The organism is Bradyrhizobium sp. USDA 376, from assembly GCF_054063675.1.
This window is the reverse complement of record NZ_JBSSGN010000001.1, coordinates 7,526,947-7,544,325: the sequence shown is the minus strand read 5'-3', so window position 1 is coordinate 7,544,325 and position 17,379 is coordinate 7,526,947. Positions and strand designations below refer to the sequence as shown.

General features: G+C 60.5%; 26 protein-coding genes. 6 read left to right on the top strand and 20 right to left on the bottom strand.

Annotated features, from left to right (window positions below):
- Positions 1–8: 8 nt before the first annotated feature.
- Positions 9–263, bottom strand: a complete 255-nt coding sequence (locus ACVJ19_RS35520; protein ID WP_453953702.1) for a hypothetical protein — start codon at positions 261–263, stop codon at positions 9–11.
- Entirely contained in the window at positions 260–1,093 is an 834-nt protein-coding gene (locus ACVJ19_RS35515) for a hypothetical protein (protein ID WP_453953701.1), read from the bottom strand. The genes ACVJ19_RS35520 and ACVJ19_RS35515 overlap by 4 nt, the downstream gene beginning before the upstream one ends.
- Before the next feature lie 479 nt (positions 1,094–1,572).
- Between ACVJ19_RS35515 and ACVJ19_RS35510 the strand changes: the two genes are divergently transcribed.
- Positions 1,573–1,986: an MbcA/ParS/Xre antitoxin family protein gene (locus ACVJ19_RS35510; protein ID WP_453953700.1), complete on the top strand. Its 414-nt coding sequence runs from the start codon at positions 1,573–1,575 to the stop codon at positions 1,984–1,986.
- The gene (locus tag ACVJ19_RS35505; protein WP_453953699.1) at positions 1,980–2,696 is read left to right on the top strand and encodes an RES family NAD+ phosphorylase; all 717 of its coding nucleotides are present in this window, start codon (positions 1,980–1,982) and stop codon (positions 2,694–2,696) included. The genes ACVJ19_RS35510 and ACVJ19_RS35505 overlap by 7 nt, the downstream gene beginning before the upstream one ends.
- 88 nt (positions 2,697–2,784) lie before the next feature.
- On the opposite strand, the gene ACVJ19_RS35500 is transcribed toward ACVJ19_RS35505, so the two are convergent.
- The gene (locus ACVJ19_RS35500; RefSeq protein ID WP_453953698.1) at positions 2,785–3,051 is read right to left on the bottom strand and encodes a DUF3892 domain-containing protein; all 267 of its coding nucleotides are present in this window, start codon (positions 3,049–3,051) and stop codon (positions 2,785–2,787) included.
- A 343-nt stretch (positions 3,052–3,394) separates the two neighbouring features.
- Positions 3,395–3,679: a DUF3892 domain-containing protein gene (locus ACVJ19_RS35495; RefSeq protein WP_453953697.1), complete on the bottom strand. Its 285-nt coding sequence runs from the start codon at positions 3,677–3,679 to the stop codon at positions 3,395–3,397.
- Positions 3,680–4,126: 447 nt separating this feature from the next.
- On the opposite strand from ACVJ19_RS35495, the gene ACVJ19_RS35490 reads away from it, so the two are divergent.
- The gene (locus ACVJ19_RS35490) at positions 4,127–4,495 is read left to right on the top strand and encodes a hypothetical protein (protein WP_453953696.1); all 369 of its coding nucleotides are present in this window, start codon (positions 4,127–4,129) and stop codon (positions 4,493–4,495) included.
- Between the two features lie 3 nt (positions 4,496–4,498).
- Here the strand turns inward: ACVJ19_RS35490 and ACVJ19_RS35485 are convergent, their stop codons facing one another.
- Complete coding sequence (locus tag ACVJ19_RS35485; RefSeq protein WP_453953695.1) at positions 4,499–4,732, bottom strand: type II toxin-antitoxin system HicB family antitoxin; 234 nt, start codon at positions 4,730–4,732, stop codon at positions 4,499–4,501.
- A 333-nt stretch (positions 4,733–5,065) separates the two neighbouring features.
- On the opposite strand from ACVJ19_RS35485, the gene ACVJ19_RS35480 reads away from it, so the two are divergent.
- The gene (locus ACVJ19_RS35480; RefSeq protein ID WP_453953694.1) at positions 5,066–5,395 is read left to right on the top strand and encodes a hypothetical protein; all 330 of its coding nucleotides are present in this window, start codon (positions 5,066–5,068) and stop codon (positions 5,393–5,395) included.
- A gap of 21 nt (positions 5,396–5,416) precedes the next feature.
- On the opposite strand, the gene ACVJ19_RS35475 is transcribed toward ACVJ19_RS35480, so the two are convergent.
- The 10 genes from ACVJ19_RS35475 to ACVJ19_RS35430 form a co-directional block, all read right to left on the bottom strand.
- Positions 5,417–5,578, bottom strand: a complete 162-nt coding sequence (locus ACVJ19_RS35475) for a hypothetical protein (RefSeq protein ID WP_453953693.1) — start codon at positions 5,576–5,578, stop codon at positions 5,417–5,419.
- 14 nt (positions 5,579–5,592) lie between these two features.
- Entirely contained in the window at positions 5,593–7,410 is a 1,818-nt protein-coding gene (locus tag ACVJ19_RS35470; RefSeq protein WP_453953692.1) for a terminase large subunit, read from the bottom strand.
- On the bottom strand, positions 7,364–7,714 hold the full coding sequence (locus ACVJ19_RS35465) for a phage terminase small subunit P27 family (RefSeq protein WP_453953691.1): 351 nt from the start codon (positions 7,712–7,714) through the stop codon (positions 7,364–7,366). Before ACVJ19_RS35465 ends, ACVJ19_RS35470 begins: the two co-directional genes overlap by 47 nt.
- 558 nt (positions 7,715–8,272) lie before the next feature.
- Positions 8,273–9,070, bottom strand: coding sequence for a LamG domain-containing protein (locus ACVJ19_RS35460; RefSeq protein WP_453953690.1), 798 nt, complete (start codon positions 9,068–9,070; stop codon positions 8,273–8,275).
- Positions 9,071–9,088: 18 nt separating this feature from the next.
- Positions 9,089–9,298: a hypothetical protein gene (locus ACVJ19_RS35455; RefSeq protein ID WP_018647102.1), complete on the bottom strand. Its 210-nt coding sequence runs from the start codon at positions 9,296–9,298 to the stop codon at positions 9,089–9,091.
- Between the two features lie 21 nt (positions 9,299–9,319).
- Positions 9,320–10,462 (bottom strand): hypothetical protein, encoded by a 1,143-nt coding sequence (locus tag ACVJ19_RS35450; RefSeq protein WP_018647101.1) that lies wholly within the window; start codon positions 10,460–10,462, stop codon positions 9,320–9,322.
- A gap of 25 nt (positions 10,463–10,487) precedes the next feature.
- Positions 10,488–11,219, bottom strand: a complete 732-nt coding sequence (locus ACVJ19_RS35445; RefSeq protein ID WP_018647100.1) for an ATP-dependent Clp protease proteolytic subunit — start codon at positions 11,217–11,219, stop codon at positions 10,488–10,490.
- On the bottom strand, positions 11,219–11,431 hold the full coding sequence (locus ACVJ19_RS35440) for a cold shock domain-containing protein (protein WP_018647099.1): 213 nt from the start codon (positions 11,429–11,431) through the stop codon (positions 11,219–11,221). The genes ACVJ19_RS35445 and ACVJ19_RS35440 overlap by 1 nt, the downstream gene beginning before the upstream one ends.
- A gap of 12 nt (positions 11,432–11,443) precedes the next feature.
- Positions 11,444–11,680, bottom strand: a complete 237-nt coding sequence (locus ACVJ19_RS35435) for a hypothetical protein (RefSeq protein WP_018647098.1) — start codon at positions 11,678–11,680, stop codon at positions 11,444–11,446.
- A complete protein-coding gene (locus ACVJ19_RS35430; RefSeq protein WP_453953688.1) occupies positions 11,677–12,102 on the bottom strand; it encodes a hypothetical protein in 426 nt (141 codons plus the stop codon). The genes ACVJ19_RS35435 and ACVJ19_RS35430 overlap by 4 nt, the downstream gene beginning before the upstream one ends.
- A gap of 4 nt (positions 12,103–12,106) precedes the next feature.
- Between ACVJ19_RS35430 and ACVJ19_RS35425 the strand changes: the two genes are divergently transcribed.
- The gene (locus ACVJ19_RS35425; protein ID WP_456739489.1) at positions 12,107–12,304 is read left to right on the top strand and encodes a hypothetical protein; all 198 of its coding nucleotides are present in this window, start codon (positions 12,107–12,109) and stop codon (positions 12,302–12,304) included.
- 28 nt (positions 12,305–12,332) lie between these two features.
- Here ACVJ19_RS35425 and ACVJ19_RS35420 read toward each other — a convergent pair whose 3' ends face one another.
- From ACVJ19_RS35420 to ACVJ19_RS35405, 4 genes are all read right to left on the bottom strand, one after another.
- Positions 12,333–12,863, bottom strand: coding sequence for a hypothetical protein (locus ACVJ19_RS35420; protein ID WP_453953686.1), 531 nt, complete (start codon positions 12,861–12,863; stop codon positions 12,333–12,335).
- A 344-nt stretch (positions 12,864–13,207) separates the two neighbouring features.
- Positions 13,208–13,432 (bottom strand): hypothetical protein, encoded by a 225-nt coding sequence (locus ACVJ19_RS35415; RefSeq protein WP_453953685.1) that lies wholly within the window; start codon positions 13,430–13,432, stop codon positions 13,208–13,210.
- A gap of 19 nt (positions 13,433–13,451) precedes the next feature.
- Positions 13,452–14,204 carry a hypothetical protein gene (locus ACVJ19_RS35410; RefSeq protein WP_453953684.1) on the bottom strand — a complete coding sequence of 251 codons (753 nt, stop codon included), beginning with the start codon at positions 14,202–14,204 and terminating at the stop codon, positions 13,452–13,454.
- Entirely contained in the window at positions 14,201–15,109 is a 909-nt protein-coding gene (locus ACVJ19_RS35405) for a hypothetical protein (protein WP_453953683.1), read from the bottom strand. Before ACVJ19_RS35405 ends, ACVJ19_RS35410 begins: the two co-directional genes overlap by 4 nt.
- Before the next feature lie 528 nt (positions 15,110–15,637).
- Between ACVJ19_RS35405 and ACVJ19_RS35400 the strand changes: the two genes are divergently transcribed.
- Positions 15,638–16,066 (top strand): twin-arginine translocation pathway signal, encoded by a 429-nt coding sequence (locus tag ACVJ19_RS35400; RefSeq protein ID WP_453953682.1) that lies wholly within the window; start codon positions 15,638–15,640, stop codon positions 16,064–16,066.
- A 100-nt stretch (positions 16,067–16,166) separates the two neighbouring features.
- On the opposite strand, the gene ACVJ19_RS35395 is transcribed toward ACVJ19_RS35400, so the two are convergent.
- Positions 16,167–17,369, bottom strand: a complete 1,203-nt coding sequence (locus ACVJ19_RS35395; RefSeq protein ID WP_453953681.1) for an FAD-dependent monooxygenase — start codon at positions 17,367–17,369, stop codon at positions 16,167–16,169.
- Between the last annotated feature and the right edge of the window lie 10 nt (positions 17,370–17,379).

Here is a 17,379-nt window from a genome sequence, read left to right as displayed (position 1 = left end):
GGGGAATGTCAGTTCGCCCAGACAGTCGGCGCGTTCTCCAGCGCAGCCAAGGGCTCTCCGCCATCGTTGAGAATTGCTTGGGCGGCCTGGAATGCTGCATTAGCCGACAGTGCGAGTTTGACCACCGCAACCTGCTCTTTGGTGCCGTCGCTGCTTGGCACGGTGATAACGAAGACCAGCCGCCGGTTCGGCCCGATGCGCTCAACGCGCGCCAGCGCCTCGCAGAAGACCTCCTGCACACCAAATGTATCGAGGTGGCTCATGAGATGCCTCCGCCAGTGCCGAACCGCGCTAGATCATAAGCCACACCTTGCGCCATGAAGACCCTAGAACGGCCGTGCTTGCCGTCTTCGAAGACACAGACGAGGCAGGCCATGTGAATCAACTCATTCATATCGCGCGCCCTGTACTCAGCAATGACCTTCCGGGCGGCCTCGTGGGCTCGCACAGCCTCCACCTGTGCGGCCTGTGCGGCGAGGAAGTTGCTTCCTTCAATGTATTTCTGTTGGCGCCGATCCCACTTGTGCATTGCTCGCCGATTCTTGCCGCTCGGCGCGGGATGCCGCTTCAGCCACTCCTGATATCGTTCGTATTCTGCATCGAAGGCGGCCATGGCCGGCGTTAAAGCGTCGTCGGCATCTTGCAGAGCGTGGACTAGGTCCCGGAGCTGCGGGCTTATCTTGGTAGCATCCAGGGCCAGTGCAGACGCCCCCAGCTTGCCTGCAGGCGCCGCGGTGGTCGCGGCTGGCGGAATTGCCGCCAATGCCAGAACGGAGCCACCAGCGGCCACGCCAGCGGCTCGGGACAAGAAGCGTCGCCGCGACGGCGCCTCCGCGGATTCAACAGCGCCACCGGCGCCGCTCCGGTTGATCCTAACGCGCCAAGCTTTTACCGCGCCATAGCGGCCGTCGACCGCGTACACGCCGGCATCGTCGCCCTCAGCGTTGGTCCAGTTGCAGGAATCCGGGACTAGGTGGAAGCCCGCAGACTGAAGGAAGGCTTCGGCTTCGCCCAGCGTGGCGAACTGATTTGCCTCACGAATTTTGGGCGAGCTCGCCCGTGGCGTGATAGACACGCTTTCAGCTTCGGTCATTTTGAAAACCCTTTTCGATGATCGAGGTTAGGGCCGGCCGGAAGTTGTCACCTTCCGTCCGGCTCGCTTTTGTGCTAGCACAGTTTCATGAGAAAGAAAACCGTGCTAGCAAAGAAAAGACGGGGGCCGCCGCCTACCGGTAGGGGTGTGCAAATCGTCGTGCGGATGCAGCCGACCCCTCTCGCCGCACTAGACGAGTGGGTGGCTGGACAGTCGGACCGACCGACCAGAGCGGAGGCTATCCGCCGGCTGGTCGAGATCGGGCTAAAGGCGAAGAAATCATCCGCCGCGGCGCCATCCTAGTGTCCGCATTATTAAGCACTCGGTCGTCCTTGACTGCGGGAGTTTCGAGGTGCGGATGCCGCCAGGGAGCGTCAAGTTCCCGGCTTTCGTAACAAAAGGTGTTTTGATGTGTCATCGGAACATTGCCATTTGGCAGAGATTTCGATATATACCGCCATCTGGCACCCCGGGATCCCATGACCCAATTTTTGACAGTTGATACAACGCCCCGTGACTTTCGGCCCGAACCGATCTCGGATGAGGAGGCGGCTGCGATGTTTCGCGCTGTCCTCAATCTGTTCCGGCTGTGGGGCGTCACCGACGATCAGGCGGCCGTCTTGCTTGACATGCCGGTGCGCACCTATGGCCGCTGGAAGGCCGGCGAGCCGGGCAGGATAGACCGCGACGGCAAGGCCCGGCTCTCCAATCTGATGGGCATCCACAAGGCTCTTCGTATCATCTTCCGCGAACCCCAGCGCGCTTACGTATGGGTGAAGGCTCGTAATGCCGCATTCGGAGATCGGTCGGCATTGGACATCATGCTCGGTGGTGAACTGACCGACCTGATGCGAGTGCGGCGCTACGTCGATGCGGAGCGTGGCGGTTGGTGATCGACATTAACGCCGTCCCGACTGCTAAGGTTGAATGGCGGGGCGCTGTCAGGATTATCCGCAGCGTTTACCCGCCTATCGACCTGTTCGAAGACATCGCGGACCCCGCTGACTGGCCGCTTCTCATTTCAGCGGAGCAGAAAACAAATCCGAGGCTGATGGACACGATCGGCAACATCGATCTCGTGCCCCCGGAACGAAGGGTCGGCGGGTCCGGTGCTAGTTATCTCATGGCACCTTTCACCCACGTCAGCACGGATCGGCCCAGCCGATTTAGCGACGGCAGCTATGGCGTTCTCTACGTGGGAGACCAGTTCGAGGTCGCTCTGCTGGAGACGACCCACCATCATGCCCGCTTTATGGCCCGCACCAGCGAGCCACCAGGATGGGCGTCGCAGTTTCGCGAGATCGTCCTGACCGTGAATGCATCGTTGCACGATTTGCGCGGCGGAGATCCAGCCCATGCTCCGGCGCTCAATACGAATAGTTATAGCGAAAGCCAGCCGTTGGCCTCCCGGATGCGCGGCTCTCGATCTGAGGGAATTGTCTATCCAAGCGTTCGCTATTCCGGCGGGGAGTGTGTCAGCTTATTCTATCCCGATCTCGCATCCGGCCCGACGCAGGGACGCCACCTCGACTATCATTGGGATGGCAATCGAGTAGACCTATATCGCGACGCTGCCTCCGGTGAGGTCGTCCGTATCGTTTGATGCGGAGCGCTAGGTAGTAGGTAAGATCACGAGTGTCGCATGGCATGCATGCCGCGCACCTCGGCGATGTACTTCTGAGGTAAACGCTTCAACAATCCGGAAGGCTCAGAAGGTTATCAGGGAGAAAGCGATCATTCTCCGTCTTCAGATATTCTCTGCCATCGTGCTTTCTGACGACAACCCGAGCGGATTTGCCTTGCTCATTGACGCGATAAGCGTCCGGGTCGCGCTTGACATTGGCAATCGCAGTTTCTTCTGAATCCTTCCAACCGCTACCGCCGACAGCTTGAATGCGCCGATGGCGATCATGGTGATTAGGGAGTTTAGTGATGCACTTGATCTGGCGCGGGGCCATGTGGGTACACTCCAGCGACGCCACAGGAATATACGCTTGGGAAAAGACGAGAATACTACCAACCCAAGTAGGCGGCGGTCGGTCCTCTACGGGGCCGTCCGGTGATCATCGACGATCGCGAGCGCGGCCCGCCGGTGCGCCTTTGCCCCCGCGGGGTCTCGTCAGCTTTTGGAAAGCTAGCCCGAATACACAGCAGCCACATTGAGGTTAGCGGTACGTTACGGTCCGGCGCCGAGTCCGCTAATCTCAATCACAGCGCGGGCACGGCAGGGACAGCGCTGATCCTAATCCTGACCTGGCGCCAAGTCGTGCCCCGCTTCGTGCGATCTGGGGGCGATAATCATCATGGACACTCAGGGAGCGAAAGGAGATTGTCCGGTTGAATTCCGTCCACTGTGGTCTTGATGTACTTGTGTCGGCCGTCGGTGGCGACAATGACCTCGACGGTGACGCCTGATTCTTCGACGTAGTACTCCCACTGGCGGCTTTCGATGTCTTGTATAGTCTTCTTAACGGATAGCCTCCATCGCGTTCCGTCTGAATTCAGCCCGCCGACGTATTTGATTCTCTCATGAGCACTTCGCCGGTCGGTCTTGTTTATGCAACGAATGCGCACCCGTTTTGCCATGCGGATGTCTCCCCTCTCTGCAAGGCTGTCGGACGAGCTTAGAGCGTGTCTGACGAGGTGGGGCCGACCGGTTCTGGTAGTTGTGCCACGGCTTTTCCTGATGGATATATCCTGCCGTCAGCTTCTTCCGTCGTGGAGGCTGGCGGGGTTGAAGTTAGCGGCGCGTGGCAGGGACAGCGCCTTTATTCGCATGGGGTGCCGAGCCGCGTGGCCGCTAACTTCGACTGTGGGATGATCCAAACAGCCGTAAATCACCGCACGCGCTGCCACTCGCTAATGTTCTCCGGTATGCCCAGGTTTGATGGGTCTTCGGCCAAGTCTGAAGATGGCGAAGTATAATGCCCCAATGTCTCGCCATCAACGTGACCGCAAAACCCTTCCCGGTCGGAACGATCTCAGCCACCCCCGCGTGAGTTTTGTAAAACCACTTCACCATCTGCGACTTTCATGGAACGTGCTGTGTTTCGCGTCGGAATGTACCTCGACGGCGCCGAAGACGCTCGCACCACCTTACATTCTCGTCCCCACCTGGGACAGGCGTCGATCGATCCTTCTCACTCAAGGCGCCGAGTCACTACACACAGAACGATGGCATGTGCCGGCGGCGAGACGGACGAGGAAGACGCCGATCGCCAGACATTGCTCGATCACCTCATGGAAGGCCAGTACAGCAATCCAGTCCGGATCGTTGCTTTTAATACCGTCGAGGGATGGTCGCGCGATGTCACGGATGATATCGCCGACGAGCTGCGGCAGCGTTGCGCGGATGAGGGGGAGATGGCGGCAGCTTTGGCGGAGTTCTTGGACCGGAGCTAGGGCTTAGCCGAACTTGAGAGACTGAGGCGGATCTTCGCGCGTGGGCTCCGGCACCGGACGGCCCATCTCATGAGCAGCCTCAATCCAACACGCGATTGCGTCCTGAGCGTTCGCCAGAGCTTCCTGAGGTGTCTCGCCGTCAGACATACATCCCGGAAGATCCGGGACGAGCGCAACGAAGCCGCCGCCGTCTGCGGCCGAAAGCGGCCGGATCGTCACAGCATAATCAGTCGACATACTCACTTCAGCCTCCTGACCACCTCGAGGAACTTCACTAACCTGCGAATATATACAGGTTTGATGGGCCTTTTAAAGGGAACGGTTTGAATGTGATCGATGCGCGGGTGCGAAACCTTGTAATGGGAGCCGCCGCCGGTCGGAGGCTTGCAGGATACGTGATGTTCCGCACAAACCGTCTCTACATCCTTAATGGTCCAGTCCCCATGGGGGTTCCGTGCCATGCGTTCAAAGAGATCTGATGCCATGCTGGGGTGTACTTTGGCGGGAATCTACGTCCAGATTCTACCTAAGTTAACAACAACGGCAACCCGCATTCGAGGCTCTACCCACATGTCCCAAGCCCACCCCCTCTCCCTCCGCCCTACCCTCATCGGCGGCGAGACCGCCGAGGGCGACTACACGGTGATGCGGGAGGGCCGGCCGATCGGCCGCATCAGGCTCACCCAGGACCAAGTGGCCAATGCACCTGTGTGGGCCTGGACCATCACAGTGCCGCTTCCCATGGCACCCTGGTCCGCTGGCGGTGCGGAGAGCTTGGACGCCGCCAAGGTCGCATTCAGGGAGGCTTGGGAGCGCTTCTACGCCGGCCTGTCCGAGAAGGACATCGCGCTATGGCATCGCACGGAGGACGCGCGGAAGCCGTCCCGGCTCAAGGCGTAATGTTCCGGCTCCCCGCGAGGCTCATCTATTCACCTCTGAAATGCCGCCTTCCATTTGATCCATTTTCAGTAAGTCAATCATCGTCAGGCAGTGTCGTGCGTAATCGGGATCGACAAACTGACACCGTGCATACGTTCGCTGGTATGCTTTGATCGCCTCTTCAATGTCGAATTCCTGCTCCAATTTCGTTTCCTCTCTTATACAAAGATCATCTGGTATTTTTTGGGCTTCTTCTCGCCGCCGCTGCAGGTCGCGATGCCTATCGACATGGCAAGACTGACGGCGCCGTCAATGCGGTTGGTGGCCTTATCCTTGGCGAACATCCGGTGTCCCGTTCGGTTCGACTCGTAAATCACCCCGGCCAAGCACATCGTCATTGCAGGATTCTTCTCGATAACAATTCGCTCCTCAATGATCGCGGCCTCCAGTTTGTTGATCGAATCCGGCATCCATAGATAGATTTCGTCCGCCCCGGTCTCGATCTTCCCCTTGGTTTCAGAGACGACGCGCTTCTGAAAACCCTGCGGATGCACCACACACGGCAGCGACAGTCCGCGCTCAGCCATTTGCTCACGGAGGTTTTCAAGGCCGTACTGGTCACAGCCGATCGAGACAGGCTGATACTTCGCGCAAATCGTCCCGAGCGCATCTGCCACCCAGCCGTAGCCGATGCGGCGGCCAGGCACTGCCTCCATGAACTGCTTATCAACCCAAACCGGATACGGCGCTCGGTCCGCCTTTGCGCGCTCGTGCAGAGTGTCTTTCGGGGTCCAAAACCAAGTTCGCGACGCGAAGCGCCACTTGTCGACGGTCCTATCGAGCAACCACGTCAGCGTGAACGCGGTCAGGTCGTTCGCCCGGGATAGATCGAGGCCTCCAAAGCATGGATATCCCCGCTCCGTTAGTGCGTCTGCGTCGACCTCGCCGAATACGACCTCCAACGCGGTGCGTGAAAAGGCCGCGGTGATGCTGTCGGTCCATTCACAGAAGTGAAGGCGCCTAACCATGGCCTCTTTCGACGGCATACCCTTGGCTTCGTTGACTTGCTCGCGAATAAATTGGGGCTGGATGGTGACGCCGAGAGTCGGGTTTGCCTTCGGCCAGCACGCCTCGTCCTCGAATGGATTGTCGCCCTCGTCCAACGCGCAGACGTAGGCAAACCACGCATCATTTTCCGCCTCTCCGTGCGCCACACGGATCGAATATTCGTGCTCGCTAAAGCATACCGACTTGCGGTCGAAACCGGAGTTCGTGATCTCGAATATCAACGCGTCCTGGTTACCCTTGGTGCCGGCGCGCAGCATCTCGATCACTTCATTGTCGGGATGCTCGTGGATCTCGTCCACCAGGGCGCAGAAGGGCCTGATGCCCGATTTGCCGCGCTTGTCCGAGCTGATGGGCTTGAAGAATGACGACTTGGCCGTGTCGGTCAGTTGCCACACGGGGTTCACACCGGATGGAAGCAATCGCTTATTGAGTTGTGGCGATCGTTGCCACATTGCGACGGCGTCGCGGAAAAGGATAGCGGCCTGATCTTTATCGGTGGCGGCCGAGTAGACTTCAGCGCGCAGCTTGCCCAGCGCCGTCAGCATGTAGTGCCCGATGCCAGCAGCAAGAGGCGACTTGCCGGACCCCTTGCCCGCCTCGATATAGGCACGCCGGAATCGTCGGAGACCGTCCGAACGCTTCCAGCCGAATAGTGATCCCACGATGAACGCTTGCCACGGCTGCAACACGAAGGGGACAGCACGGCTTGTCACCGCGCCGTCGTCGGCGGTGTCCTCGATTTCCACGGTTAGGACATCACGAAAATACCCCACCACGCGCTTGACCGCGGCGGGATCCCATACCAGACCGCGCGCTTCCCCCGTCTCGAGGTCCTGCAAATGCCGCTTGCAGGCAGCCCGGACGTGCGGGCCGGCAATGATCTTGCCGGCACCAACAGCCAACGCATACGCCGTCGCTGGATCAGGACGCGAAGTAGTTTTCCGCGGGGTCTTCGTCTTCGTTGCCATCTGCTTTCACTCGCGCCCGTGCGCTTGGTGTCATCCCGAATTCGGCCAGCCAGGCGCGTATTCGCCGATCCGCGTCATTCCTTTGCGCGACGGCGGGATGCACCCGGTGCATCTGGTCGCCGGCCGCGGTCTGAGTTGCGTAATACTCAGAGCCGAAAGCCTTGAGCTCGGCCCGCGCGGCCAAATAGTCCGCATAAGCCTCGCACAGCATTTCCAGCGCTACGGCGTCTATCTCGGTCAGGATGCCCATTCGATCGAGAAGACCCGTAACGTACCCCCAAGTTTCGCGCGCCCGGTCAGACATGTGCACGGGTGCAGAGGGGCGGGATCGCTGGGCCTTCGGCTCCCGTTTGTTGACGGGTCGCCTACCCGGATTCCCCTTCACCAGCTTGAGGTGCGTTGGCGTCGGTCGTCGCCCCTTCACAACTATTTCCCTTTCAATTTCGCGACTGTGCGTACAAAGCCCCCCGTGCGATGTTCAGCCCCCGCGTCCGAAAGTTCGACAATACCCCCGTAGGGCAGGTATTCTTCCGCTGTTCGCGGGATGTCTCTCATCGATCGGCCAGCCGAACTCATCGACCGCACCGCTGTAGCCGCGACGTTCCGCTTGCTGCTTTGAGCTGTCATGATGCGTCTTGCACAGGCTCTGGAAGGGACCAGACCAGAACCGCACCGGATCGCCGTTATGCCGCTCGACGTGATCGCACACGGTAGCGCTCATATGCTCGCCGGCCTGAAGGCAGAACTTGCACCATGGCTCGGCCTTCAGCTGCGCGGCACGAACAGCACGCCACCTTGCTGTCCAGTACCATCTCTGCCATGGCCGGGCTTCGCTTGCTGTGGTGCTCATAATTTCAAATCCTCATGGCCTTGGGAACGCGCCGGTTGGCACCGGGAAGCCGGAATCGCTTGCGTAGCGTGCCACGCCCTTGGTGATGCGCAGCTCGTCAATCCATCCGTTCAGGGCAAAGGCGCCAACCAGGCCCGTCGCGCCGATATCGAGTCCCGAGCCGTCCTCCGTTTCAAAACTGCTATCTGCTGGCGTCGCACTTCCGACCATTACGCCATTCCGATAAAGCCGGATCTTGCCGGATGAGTCCTTATCGACGGCAAGGAAGTACCAATTGCCGGTCGCGATCGATGCCCCGCTTGAGATGATGGCGACGCTCGCGCCGCCGCCGCCAGGATGAAAGCCAAATCTCATCTCGCCCGCAGCCGTCACGCCAAAGTGCCAATCTACGTCAACAAAACTGTTCCCAACGATGACGTTCGGGTCGTGAGCGGCGATATTGGAGAATTTTACCCAGCACTCAATGGTGAATGCGTCGGAGTTGGAAGTCGAAAGCCAGAAATCGTGGCTAGGGCTGAAGACCGCCGCAAAACTATCGCCAACAGCGCGGAGCGATGACGATCCAAATTTACTGTCCGAGGTATCGATGTGTGCGCCGAAGGGTACGCTGGCGGTCCCGTGCTCACGCGAACTTTCATCCGTGAACCCCGGAGCGCCCGTCGACCCGTTAAGACCATCGAAACCCATCAACAGAACGACGTGGTCCCAGAACGCGTCGGCGACCTCGCATTTGAGGAGCGCCACCGCAGTGAACTCAACCGCGTAATTTGCGCCGTGCAAGGCGTCCAGCGCTTCGCATGATGTGCTCATCGCTTTTTTCCCTTCAGCTCAACTGTATCGATCGCGAGGCGGTGGCGGGTGCTCGTATTGCTCTAGAATGCCTCGAGCGATTTTGACCGCCTCTTCAGGCAGGATGGCGAGATTGATTGATTCTCTGTTGTCGAAATCGAACAGCAAAATAGTCGGCTTGGGATCGTCGCGGTCGGTTGGGAGGCCAACGGTCCATCTTTCCACCTTGATGCAGTCCACCTTGGTCATTTGCTTTCACCTTCGAAGCGGTTAGCCACCAATAATGCCGAAGAAGTGGCCGCCGCCACCCGTATCGCCCCCGCCCACACAGAGGCCTAGGAAATATCGATCGAGCTGGGAGTTTTGGGCCGCGAAGGCTCCTGTGTTTCGGCTGACCGCATATCCGTTGTCGCCACCTGGCACTGATGTGTGGTGAGCGACATTACCGAAAGTCAGGTAACTTAGAGACACGTTGGTTGCTGTAGTCGGCTTCATCGCGATGGCGTATGGCGTGTTAGCCGATAGCGTGAAGCCGAAACCGGTCGTGAACATTAAGGGATAGCTGGCGAGGCTGCTCGTCCCTACGGTGTTCGCATCGACCGATACTGACGCACGGACAGTAGGAGTGCCGAATGGGTCCTCATAGAGCACATAATCGACATCACCGCCGACATTCGAATAATGGACTACACCATACGCCTTGCAGGCATAGGGGACCTGGATAACGTTCGCGTACTCCTTGGTGGTCGATGTGTTGTTCCAGGACTGCGAGCTCGATGACGATGCGACGCTGGCACCGATAAGATAACCGCGAGTGCCATCCGATGCTCTGATGACGCAGTTCGGCATCAGACTCTGTCCAGAAAACGACGATCCGTTGTAAATGCAAAAGCTTGGAATGCCGTTAGAGAAACCAGCGTTCCCGATAGACCTAATTAAGACTGCATCAGATCCAGCGCGTGAGGTTAGTTGCCAGCAGACGGCAATCAGTTCGTTGTGAGCAATCGTTCTGGTGCCGGACGTCGGAACGCTTTCAATCCACGCATTGGAGGTCACGAGGCCGCTGTTTCCGAGGATCGAAGCGACAACGTCATAGCTGATGACGCCGGCCGAGTTAGACGGGCGTCCGGTGGGACCGTTGCTTGTGTCTACCGACGCGATGCCAACCTTCAACGTGGTGCCTGAGTTCGCGAATATACCGGACCCGCTTCGCCAACCGATCGCGGAACTCCCCGTCGTATCAACCGTGTGAGACGCGTGATCGTCCCACCAAACTTGGCCGATCATGACAACGGCCAAATTGGCGGCGTTGATGTTGCTATCTGTCAGCGATCCAGACGGGACCGGTGCCATCTGACGCAGCGGCATTCCGATCGGGCGATATTCGAAACCGGCAAATTCTGTGATGGACATCTAAACCTTCCTTACGATCCTGCATTCAAGCATCGATGTAGTCGACAAAGCCGCACTGAAACGCTTCCGCTGCCGACCATTTGCGGTCCTCGCGCATCCACGCTCTAGCTGTCTCCTCAGAGACGCCCAGCCGCGACGTCAGAAGAGAAATCGTCGCGTCGTCGATATCGTTTAACTGGTCGCTGATCGCCTCTCTGACCGCGTCAGGTAGGCGCATCAGTGCGTCCGTCTGCGTTCGTGTGCAAATGCGGGCCGCTCTGTGAACGAGCACGGTGCCGGCAGGGGCGATACTCCGTTGATCAGCCGCCAGCGCGATGAATACCGCGCCACTGCTACAGCGGCCTGCAATCCTGGCCGTGACGCGATACGGATGCCGCAGGAGCGCCGTCGCAATCGCCACCGCAGCGTCTCCGTCGCCGCCTGCATCGTCGATCTCGCAATGGATGCTGCGGTTGCCGGCCCCGCTGATGGCGCGCAGATAACGCTCCGTGTCGCGCTTGGGAACGCGCCCTAAGGCGAGATCGATGCCCTTGGACACTTCCGAATGGAATTCGAGCACCAACGGCGCCTCAGCGCCCTCTGGTCGGCTCGTGGGATTTGGAAATTCAGGCAGCGCCTTCGGCTGCTTTCGCGGCGATGCCTGAATCACGTATATGGTTTCGGCTGAAAGATCGGGCCGAGCCAAGTTTTCACCTTGCTCGTCCCGATCCGCTGGCGCCGGTACGTCCGCGGCTGCCAAATCGTTGACGTCTGCCATCAGGCAACAACCAACCTGATCGCGTCCGCGCGCTCGCGACCGTTGCGCTCATCAATCACCAGATCGAACATCACGGTCTGCCCAGATTCAGGCCTGAACACTGCCGACAGGTGTTTAATATGCGCGAACGCATCCGGGCCGCCGTCGTCGCGCTTGATGAATCCAAAGCCGCGATCGGAATCCCACATCTTGATTGTACCGCTGTACGTCAATCTTTTGCCTTTCTAGTTCAGGTCGGTTGCGCCGCGCTCCAGCCATGCGCGCACCTTTGCCAAGTTCTCTTTTAGTGAATCTTCCAGCACCGTTTCGCGGTGATCTCGGAGGACATTCACGGCTTCGTCAAAAGTCATCGCGCCGCTAGCCAGCACGTCTTCGACGAAGCGCTCTTCGGATTTGGCAATGAGCTCCAGACTCTTTGCGCGCACCCTCATCATTATGGCGTCGATATCGTTGACCCTCATCGCGCATCCCTGCCGGCCTTGACGCAAAGGCGCCATACGCCATCACCCGATCCGGGGCGGACGCCCTTCGAGTCGGTCATGGCGAACCACATCGCGCCGCGATCACTGCAAAAGGTGTTGCGCTTGAATTCCTTCTCTGCATCCCAGGTGCCGGCCCACGGCACAAGCGGTCGCTCTTGCAGCTCGAGCGTCTTCTGCTCCAGCTTGCAGAGACGATCGACCAGAGGCGCCACCGCCTTTTCTACGAAGGCTCGGACCACGGGGGCGATTGCATCCATCATGGCCTCGATCTCACGCAATTTTTGATCCGAGATTCCGGATTGCGCGATGAACTGCTTTTTCTGCGATTCGGTGGGATTCTTGATTTCACCCACCTGCTCGGCGGTGAGGAGCGCGCCGTCGATAAGATATTTTCGAGCCATTGCGTTGCCCCTATCGGATATCGGGCTCGCGCCCGTAGCGGCGCGCATAATCGAGCTCCAGCCGAGCGAGGTGCCGGGCCCTGACGCCCATCGGTCTATAATCGCCGACGCGGGCAAGATCGAGATCGCGCGCAAGCTCTTTCCGAAGCTTTCGAATCCGGTGCAGATCTTCGACCTCGGGCAGGATTTTTACGGGCTTTGATCTCTTCATTCTGACTACCGGCGGCATTTCAGTTTTTCTCCTCTTCTGGCGTTTTCGCCGAGATGACAGATTGAGCGATTGCCAGCATGCCGCTCAGCAGCGGCGCGGGCATCAGGACCGCTCGAATGCCGGCTTCCTTCAAAGCGAGGCCCGATGCGTTGAGGGCATCGATAGCCGACGTCAATTCGTTGATGTTGCTGACAATGCGCTCCGCTGCGGCTTTGCGGAGAGGGATTATCGCGTCGCGAACGGCGTTCGCGTTCTCCGAGCTGCAGGACCGCATCCGCTCACGAACCGCTGCGGCCGACCGCTCAAGCCTGACTGCCTCAGCGTTAAGGCTGTCGAGCCTAGATTGAGCCGCACGCCGATCACTTTCTGACACAAACCTCAGCGCAGACTGAAAAACGCCGCTGGCGATGTCCTGTTGAGTGCGAATTTCGGTGCACAGATCGCCTTGCGCTCGCTGGATCTCAGCGAGTTCTTCCTCTGCCGCGACCATGTCGACCGGCATCGCGCTTCGCGCTGCCGTCCTGATCGCCTCTTTGTTCGGTATCTGCATTCGGAATGCCCATGCTTTTCGCAGTCTTCGAATCATCATTAGCGCAGCTCGCTCCTCAACCCGCGTGTGCTGTCACGCGCCGTCACCGAACAAACGGTTGGCCAAGATGAATTTCGAGGCCGCGGCGCTAATTGCCTCACGGTCCTCGGTGTCCCACTCTGGGAGGTATCCGCGCTCTTGCAGGAAATCTGCGGTAGTCCGTGGGACGGTGACCCGAATGCTGATCAAGCCCAATTTTTTGCGAACTCGTGATTCCTTCGAGTGCTGGGCGTGCTTTTGCTTTTTCGCGAGGACCGGATCGGATTGGGGGCTCGCTTCCGCAGTCTCATCAACGGGAGGTGCGTTCACCGGCGCAGCACTCCGCCGGTAAAATTCGCAAGCATCCGCGCCGCCGCGTCGGCAATCTCCTCGGGCATGGTGGGCGATAGCCAGCGAAGATCGCCGCCAAGCGAATGCCAAGACACGCTGAAGAGATCCCCGTCCTCGCCCGTTCGATCGCGAACCCTGGTCAGGCTGATGATGCCGCCGAGCTGTTGCGGCTGATGACGATTGCGCGATGCAGGTTTCATTTCGCACCTCGAGCGCTGATCATTCCGCCCATCCAGTTTCTTTTGTCGGCGCAGCTCGCAGCGTTAGGAGCGGCTCCAACCGCTTTCGATTGGCCGCCTCCGTGGCCTCATCCACCGCGGTCGCGGCTAGTCGCCTGCGCGCCTCCGCAATGACTTCCTCGCCAACCCATCGACACTCGTCCCCACCCCGCAGGAGCCTCATGCTGGAGCAGACGCGCTGCTCGAACTCGCGGTCGATCCGGGTTTTGGCCTCAATGGCCGCGGCTCTGGCTCGCTCGAGGTGCTCCGGGAACGATTGAAGGTCGGATGCAAGCTGATCCAGCCGGACGATCTGCCTTGCCAACTCGGTCAATACCTCGGCGATGGTAGGGACGAAGTTTTTCCTTCGGCGGAGATGCCTGCACGCGTTCGAAAGAGCGCTGACGGCCGGCCGCTCCGCGACTACGTCCTCGAGGAGCGCCACCCCGTAGATCGCCAAATCCTGCTTGGTGGAGTTCGGGAAGGAGCCGATGAGGATCTGCAGATGACGCTTGATTTCCTGGGGCTCGGCTCGACGCTGCAACCCAGAGACTTCAGCGGCGAGGGCAGGGATGGAGATGGACCGGGCGACGGCGTCGGCCTCAGCTAAGGCACCTTCGATTTGGCGGATGAACGCCATCGAGTTCGCCACCGGTGCACGGACGGTCAGGTCGGCCAAGGCATTCGAAAGCCGGGCAACCAGTTCCAGGTCGGAGCCGGTGGTGTTGTCGATCAGCTTGAGATCGGGGGTCATAGTTCCACCCCCTCGATCGCAGCAATTGCCGACATCGCACCGACGATCGGCCGAGCGGGCCCCTGACGGAGGCAGCCGTTGACGAACGCAATCGGATCCTGCGCTTCCTCCCGCTGCGCCCGCTTGACCGCCTCGAAGATTTCGCCGTCCGAGTGGTCCCGCCGCCACTTCCCGACAACGCTACGTGCACTTCGGTCAGGCACGCCAGCAGCAACGAGAAATTTCCGACACTCGCCGAACAGCGCTCCGACGACGGTCGTCGGCTCTGCCGATGCCGGAAGCTGGATCTGTTCGGACTTCTGCCTTGGAAGCTCGATAACATTGCTGGCAGGGTTCGCGCGCGCAGTGCCGCTCTCTTCAGAGAGCGGAATATTATTATTAAAATTATTATTTCTTTCTCTTTGCGTCGATTTTGGATCACGGTGCGCGTCGGGCGGTGCGTCAGGCTGCGTTTCTTTTTGCGCGTCGTTCTGCGCGTCAGAACGACACTCTCCCGAATCGGACGTTTTCTGAAAAACATCGTAATTCCTTATCGTTATGATTGTCCCGTCGCGTGTAGCTTGCGCGTCAATCAGTGCGTCAAACTGTGTTTCTTTTTGCGGGCCGTTTGATGCGTCGTTCTGCGCGTCGTTTGCGCGTCGGCCAGAAATGCGCGTCAGGAAGCGCCGAACACGCGGTTCCGGCCACTGCCAACGCTCCGCTAGGAACCGTGTCGAAGCCAACAACTGGCCGCGCTGAAGGTCCACGGCGCCGCGAGCCAAGCGGACTCGCCGAGGCCTCCACCCGGCGTCGGCAACCAAGCCGATGAAGGCCTGCAACTCCGTGAACGGCTCAGGGCTGAAGATCGGGTTGTCGAATAGCTCGCGAGGAACGGCGATGAAACCGCGTTTGTTTTCGGTGCTCATCGCGGGCGCCCCGCGGCGCCCGCGAGGGCCGCTACTGTGGCGGCCATCTCGGCGGTTAACGCGTAGACATGGGCAAGCCGACGGGCTTGCCGTTCAGCGAGATCGGTGGCAATGTCGGATGTGCTGATGACATCCAAGTTGCGATCGGGGCCGCCTGGCAGGGCGGCCCTTTCGCTTGATGGGTCAGATGCACGCATGTTGATGCACCCCCCAAGTCGCCAAAAATGTTTTGCAAATACCTTGTTTCCCATCGGTTTTGATGGGGTCGGCGCAATTTGTTTTGCAAGAAAGTGTGGGGGGCTCAGTGGTCGCAGGGAATTTTAAGTCCCTTGCGTCTACCAATTCCGCCATGCCCGCTTGATCCAACGAGATCAAACACTTAAGTCCACCTGCGGCCGTCTGGAATTGGCGTTTTGCGGCCCGGCGGGTGTCCTTCCTTAAGCGAGCCGGGCGCACAAGGCAAAGCCTCAATCCGGACATCTGTTGCTGCTTTAGGCATTCTCAATCCACGGGGACTATTCATCCGGCATGGCTGCTTCGCTTTCCTCTCCGCTGCGCTGTTGCGGCGCGCTCCTCGTGCTGCTCGCGGGCGGCGCGGCCCTGGCCGGCTGCGCCGGCATCAGCGAGACGGTCGCGCCGGCCTTTGCCGATCCCGCCAGGTACGATTTGTACGATTGCAAGCAGCTCGAGAGCGAGCGCAAGGGGCTCGCCAGTCGCACGACCGATTTGCAGAGGCTGATGGACAAGGCGGAGACCGGGGCCGGCGGGGTCGTCGTGTCCGAGCTCGCCTATCGCAACGAGTACGTCGCGGTGCGTGGGCAGGCGCAGCTCGTTGAAGACGCCTGGCGCCGCAACAGATGCCGGGAGACGCCGCCCGATGCAAAACCGACGACCTCGGCGCCGCAGCCGCCGGTGATCAAGCCCGCCCCGGCAAGATCCGGCAGCGCCGCGCGCTGAGCTAGAGCATGATCCGGAAAAGTGTGAAGCGGTTTTCCCTCGCGACAAACGCGGAACGCGTTTGCGCGGAGATCATGCTCAAACAATAACTGCACCAGCTTCAGGGCCGCCAGCCGTAGATCCAGTCCTGCCGCGCCAGCATGCGGTCCGGGCCGAGCGCGCGGATCGCAAGATCGCGCGCGATCGCGAGCGGCCCGCTGAAATGATAGATGCGGCCCTGCTGCCGCGCGGTCCGCTGCACCCGCCGCACGCGGCCCTGGCGCGCAGCTCCATATTGCTTCAGCGCGGCGGTGATGCCCGCGCTGCTCTCGGCTGCCTCGAGGCTCACGCGCTGCGCGAGCACGGCGGCATCCTCGATCGCCATGCCGGCGCCTTGCGCGGCGAAGGGCAGCATCGCATGGACGGCGTCGCCGAGCAGCGCGACCGGGCCTTTGCTCCAGGGACAGCCGTCGGGCACGCCGAACAGCGCCCATTTGCGCCAGCCATCCACCGCGGACAGCATCATCCGCGCCGCTGGCGGCCAGCGCGGCGCGGCGAACGCCTCCATCACGTCGCGCGGATCGCCGGGCGTGCTCCAGCCCGGCCTGTTCCAGGTGCCCGGCAGCACCGCGACCACGTTGATCTGGCGTCCGCCTGCGATCGGATAGGCGACGAGATGAGCGTTCGCCCCCATCCAGAGCTGGACCCGCCGGGCGGTGTAGTCCTTCGGCAGCTGCGTGGCATCGAACGTGCCACGCCAGGCGATCAGCCCGGAGAAGCGCGGCTGCACCTCGGGAAACAGATGCTGGCGTACCGTCGACCAGATGCCGTCGGCGCCGATCAGGGCGCTGGCGAGATCGCTGCGGCGGATCGTGCCGCTGCGATGGACGACGGTCAGTCCCTTGGCATGAGGCGCGACGTCCTCGAAGGTTGCCCCTAACTTCAGGTCGATATCGGGATGATCGGAGACTGCGCCGGCGAGCGCGGATTGCAAATCGGCACGGTGCACCACCCAGTAGGGGGCGCCCGCGCGCAGGGAAGCGGCTTCGCCGAGCGGCATGCGCAGCAGCTCGCCACCGGCCCGCGCGCTCATGATCGAGACCGCCTCGGGAACAACGGCGCGCAGCTTGAGGCGGTCGGTGAGGCCGAGCTCGACCAGCACGCGGCTGGCATTGGGGGAAAGCTGCAGGCCCGCGCCGACTTCCTCGAGACGCTCGGCCTTTTCCAGCACGACGATGCGGAAGCCGCGGGCGGCCAGCGCAAGCGCGGCCGTCAGTCCACCGATGCCGGCACCGGCGATGACAATCGTTCGGGAGAGCGCCACCCCTGACCGA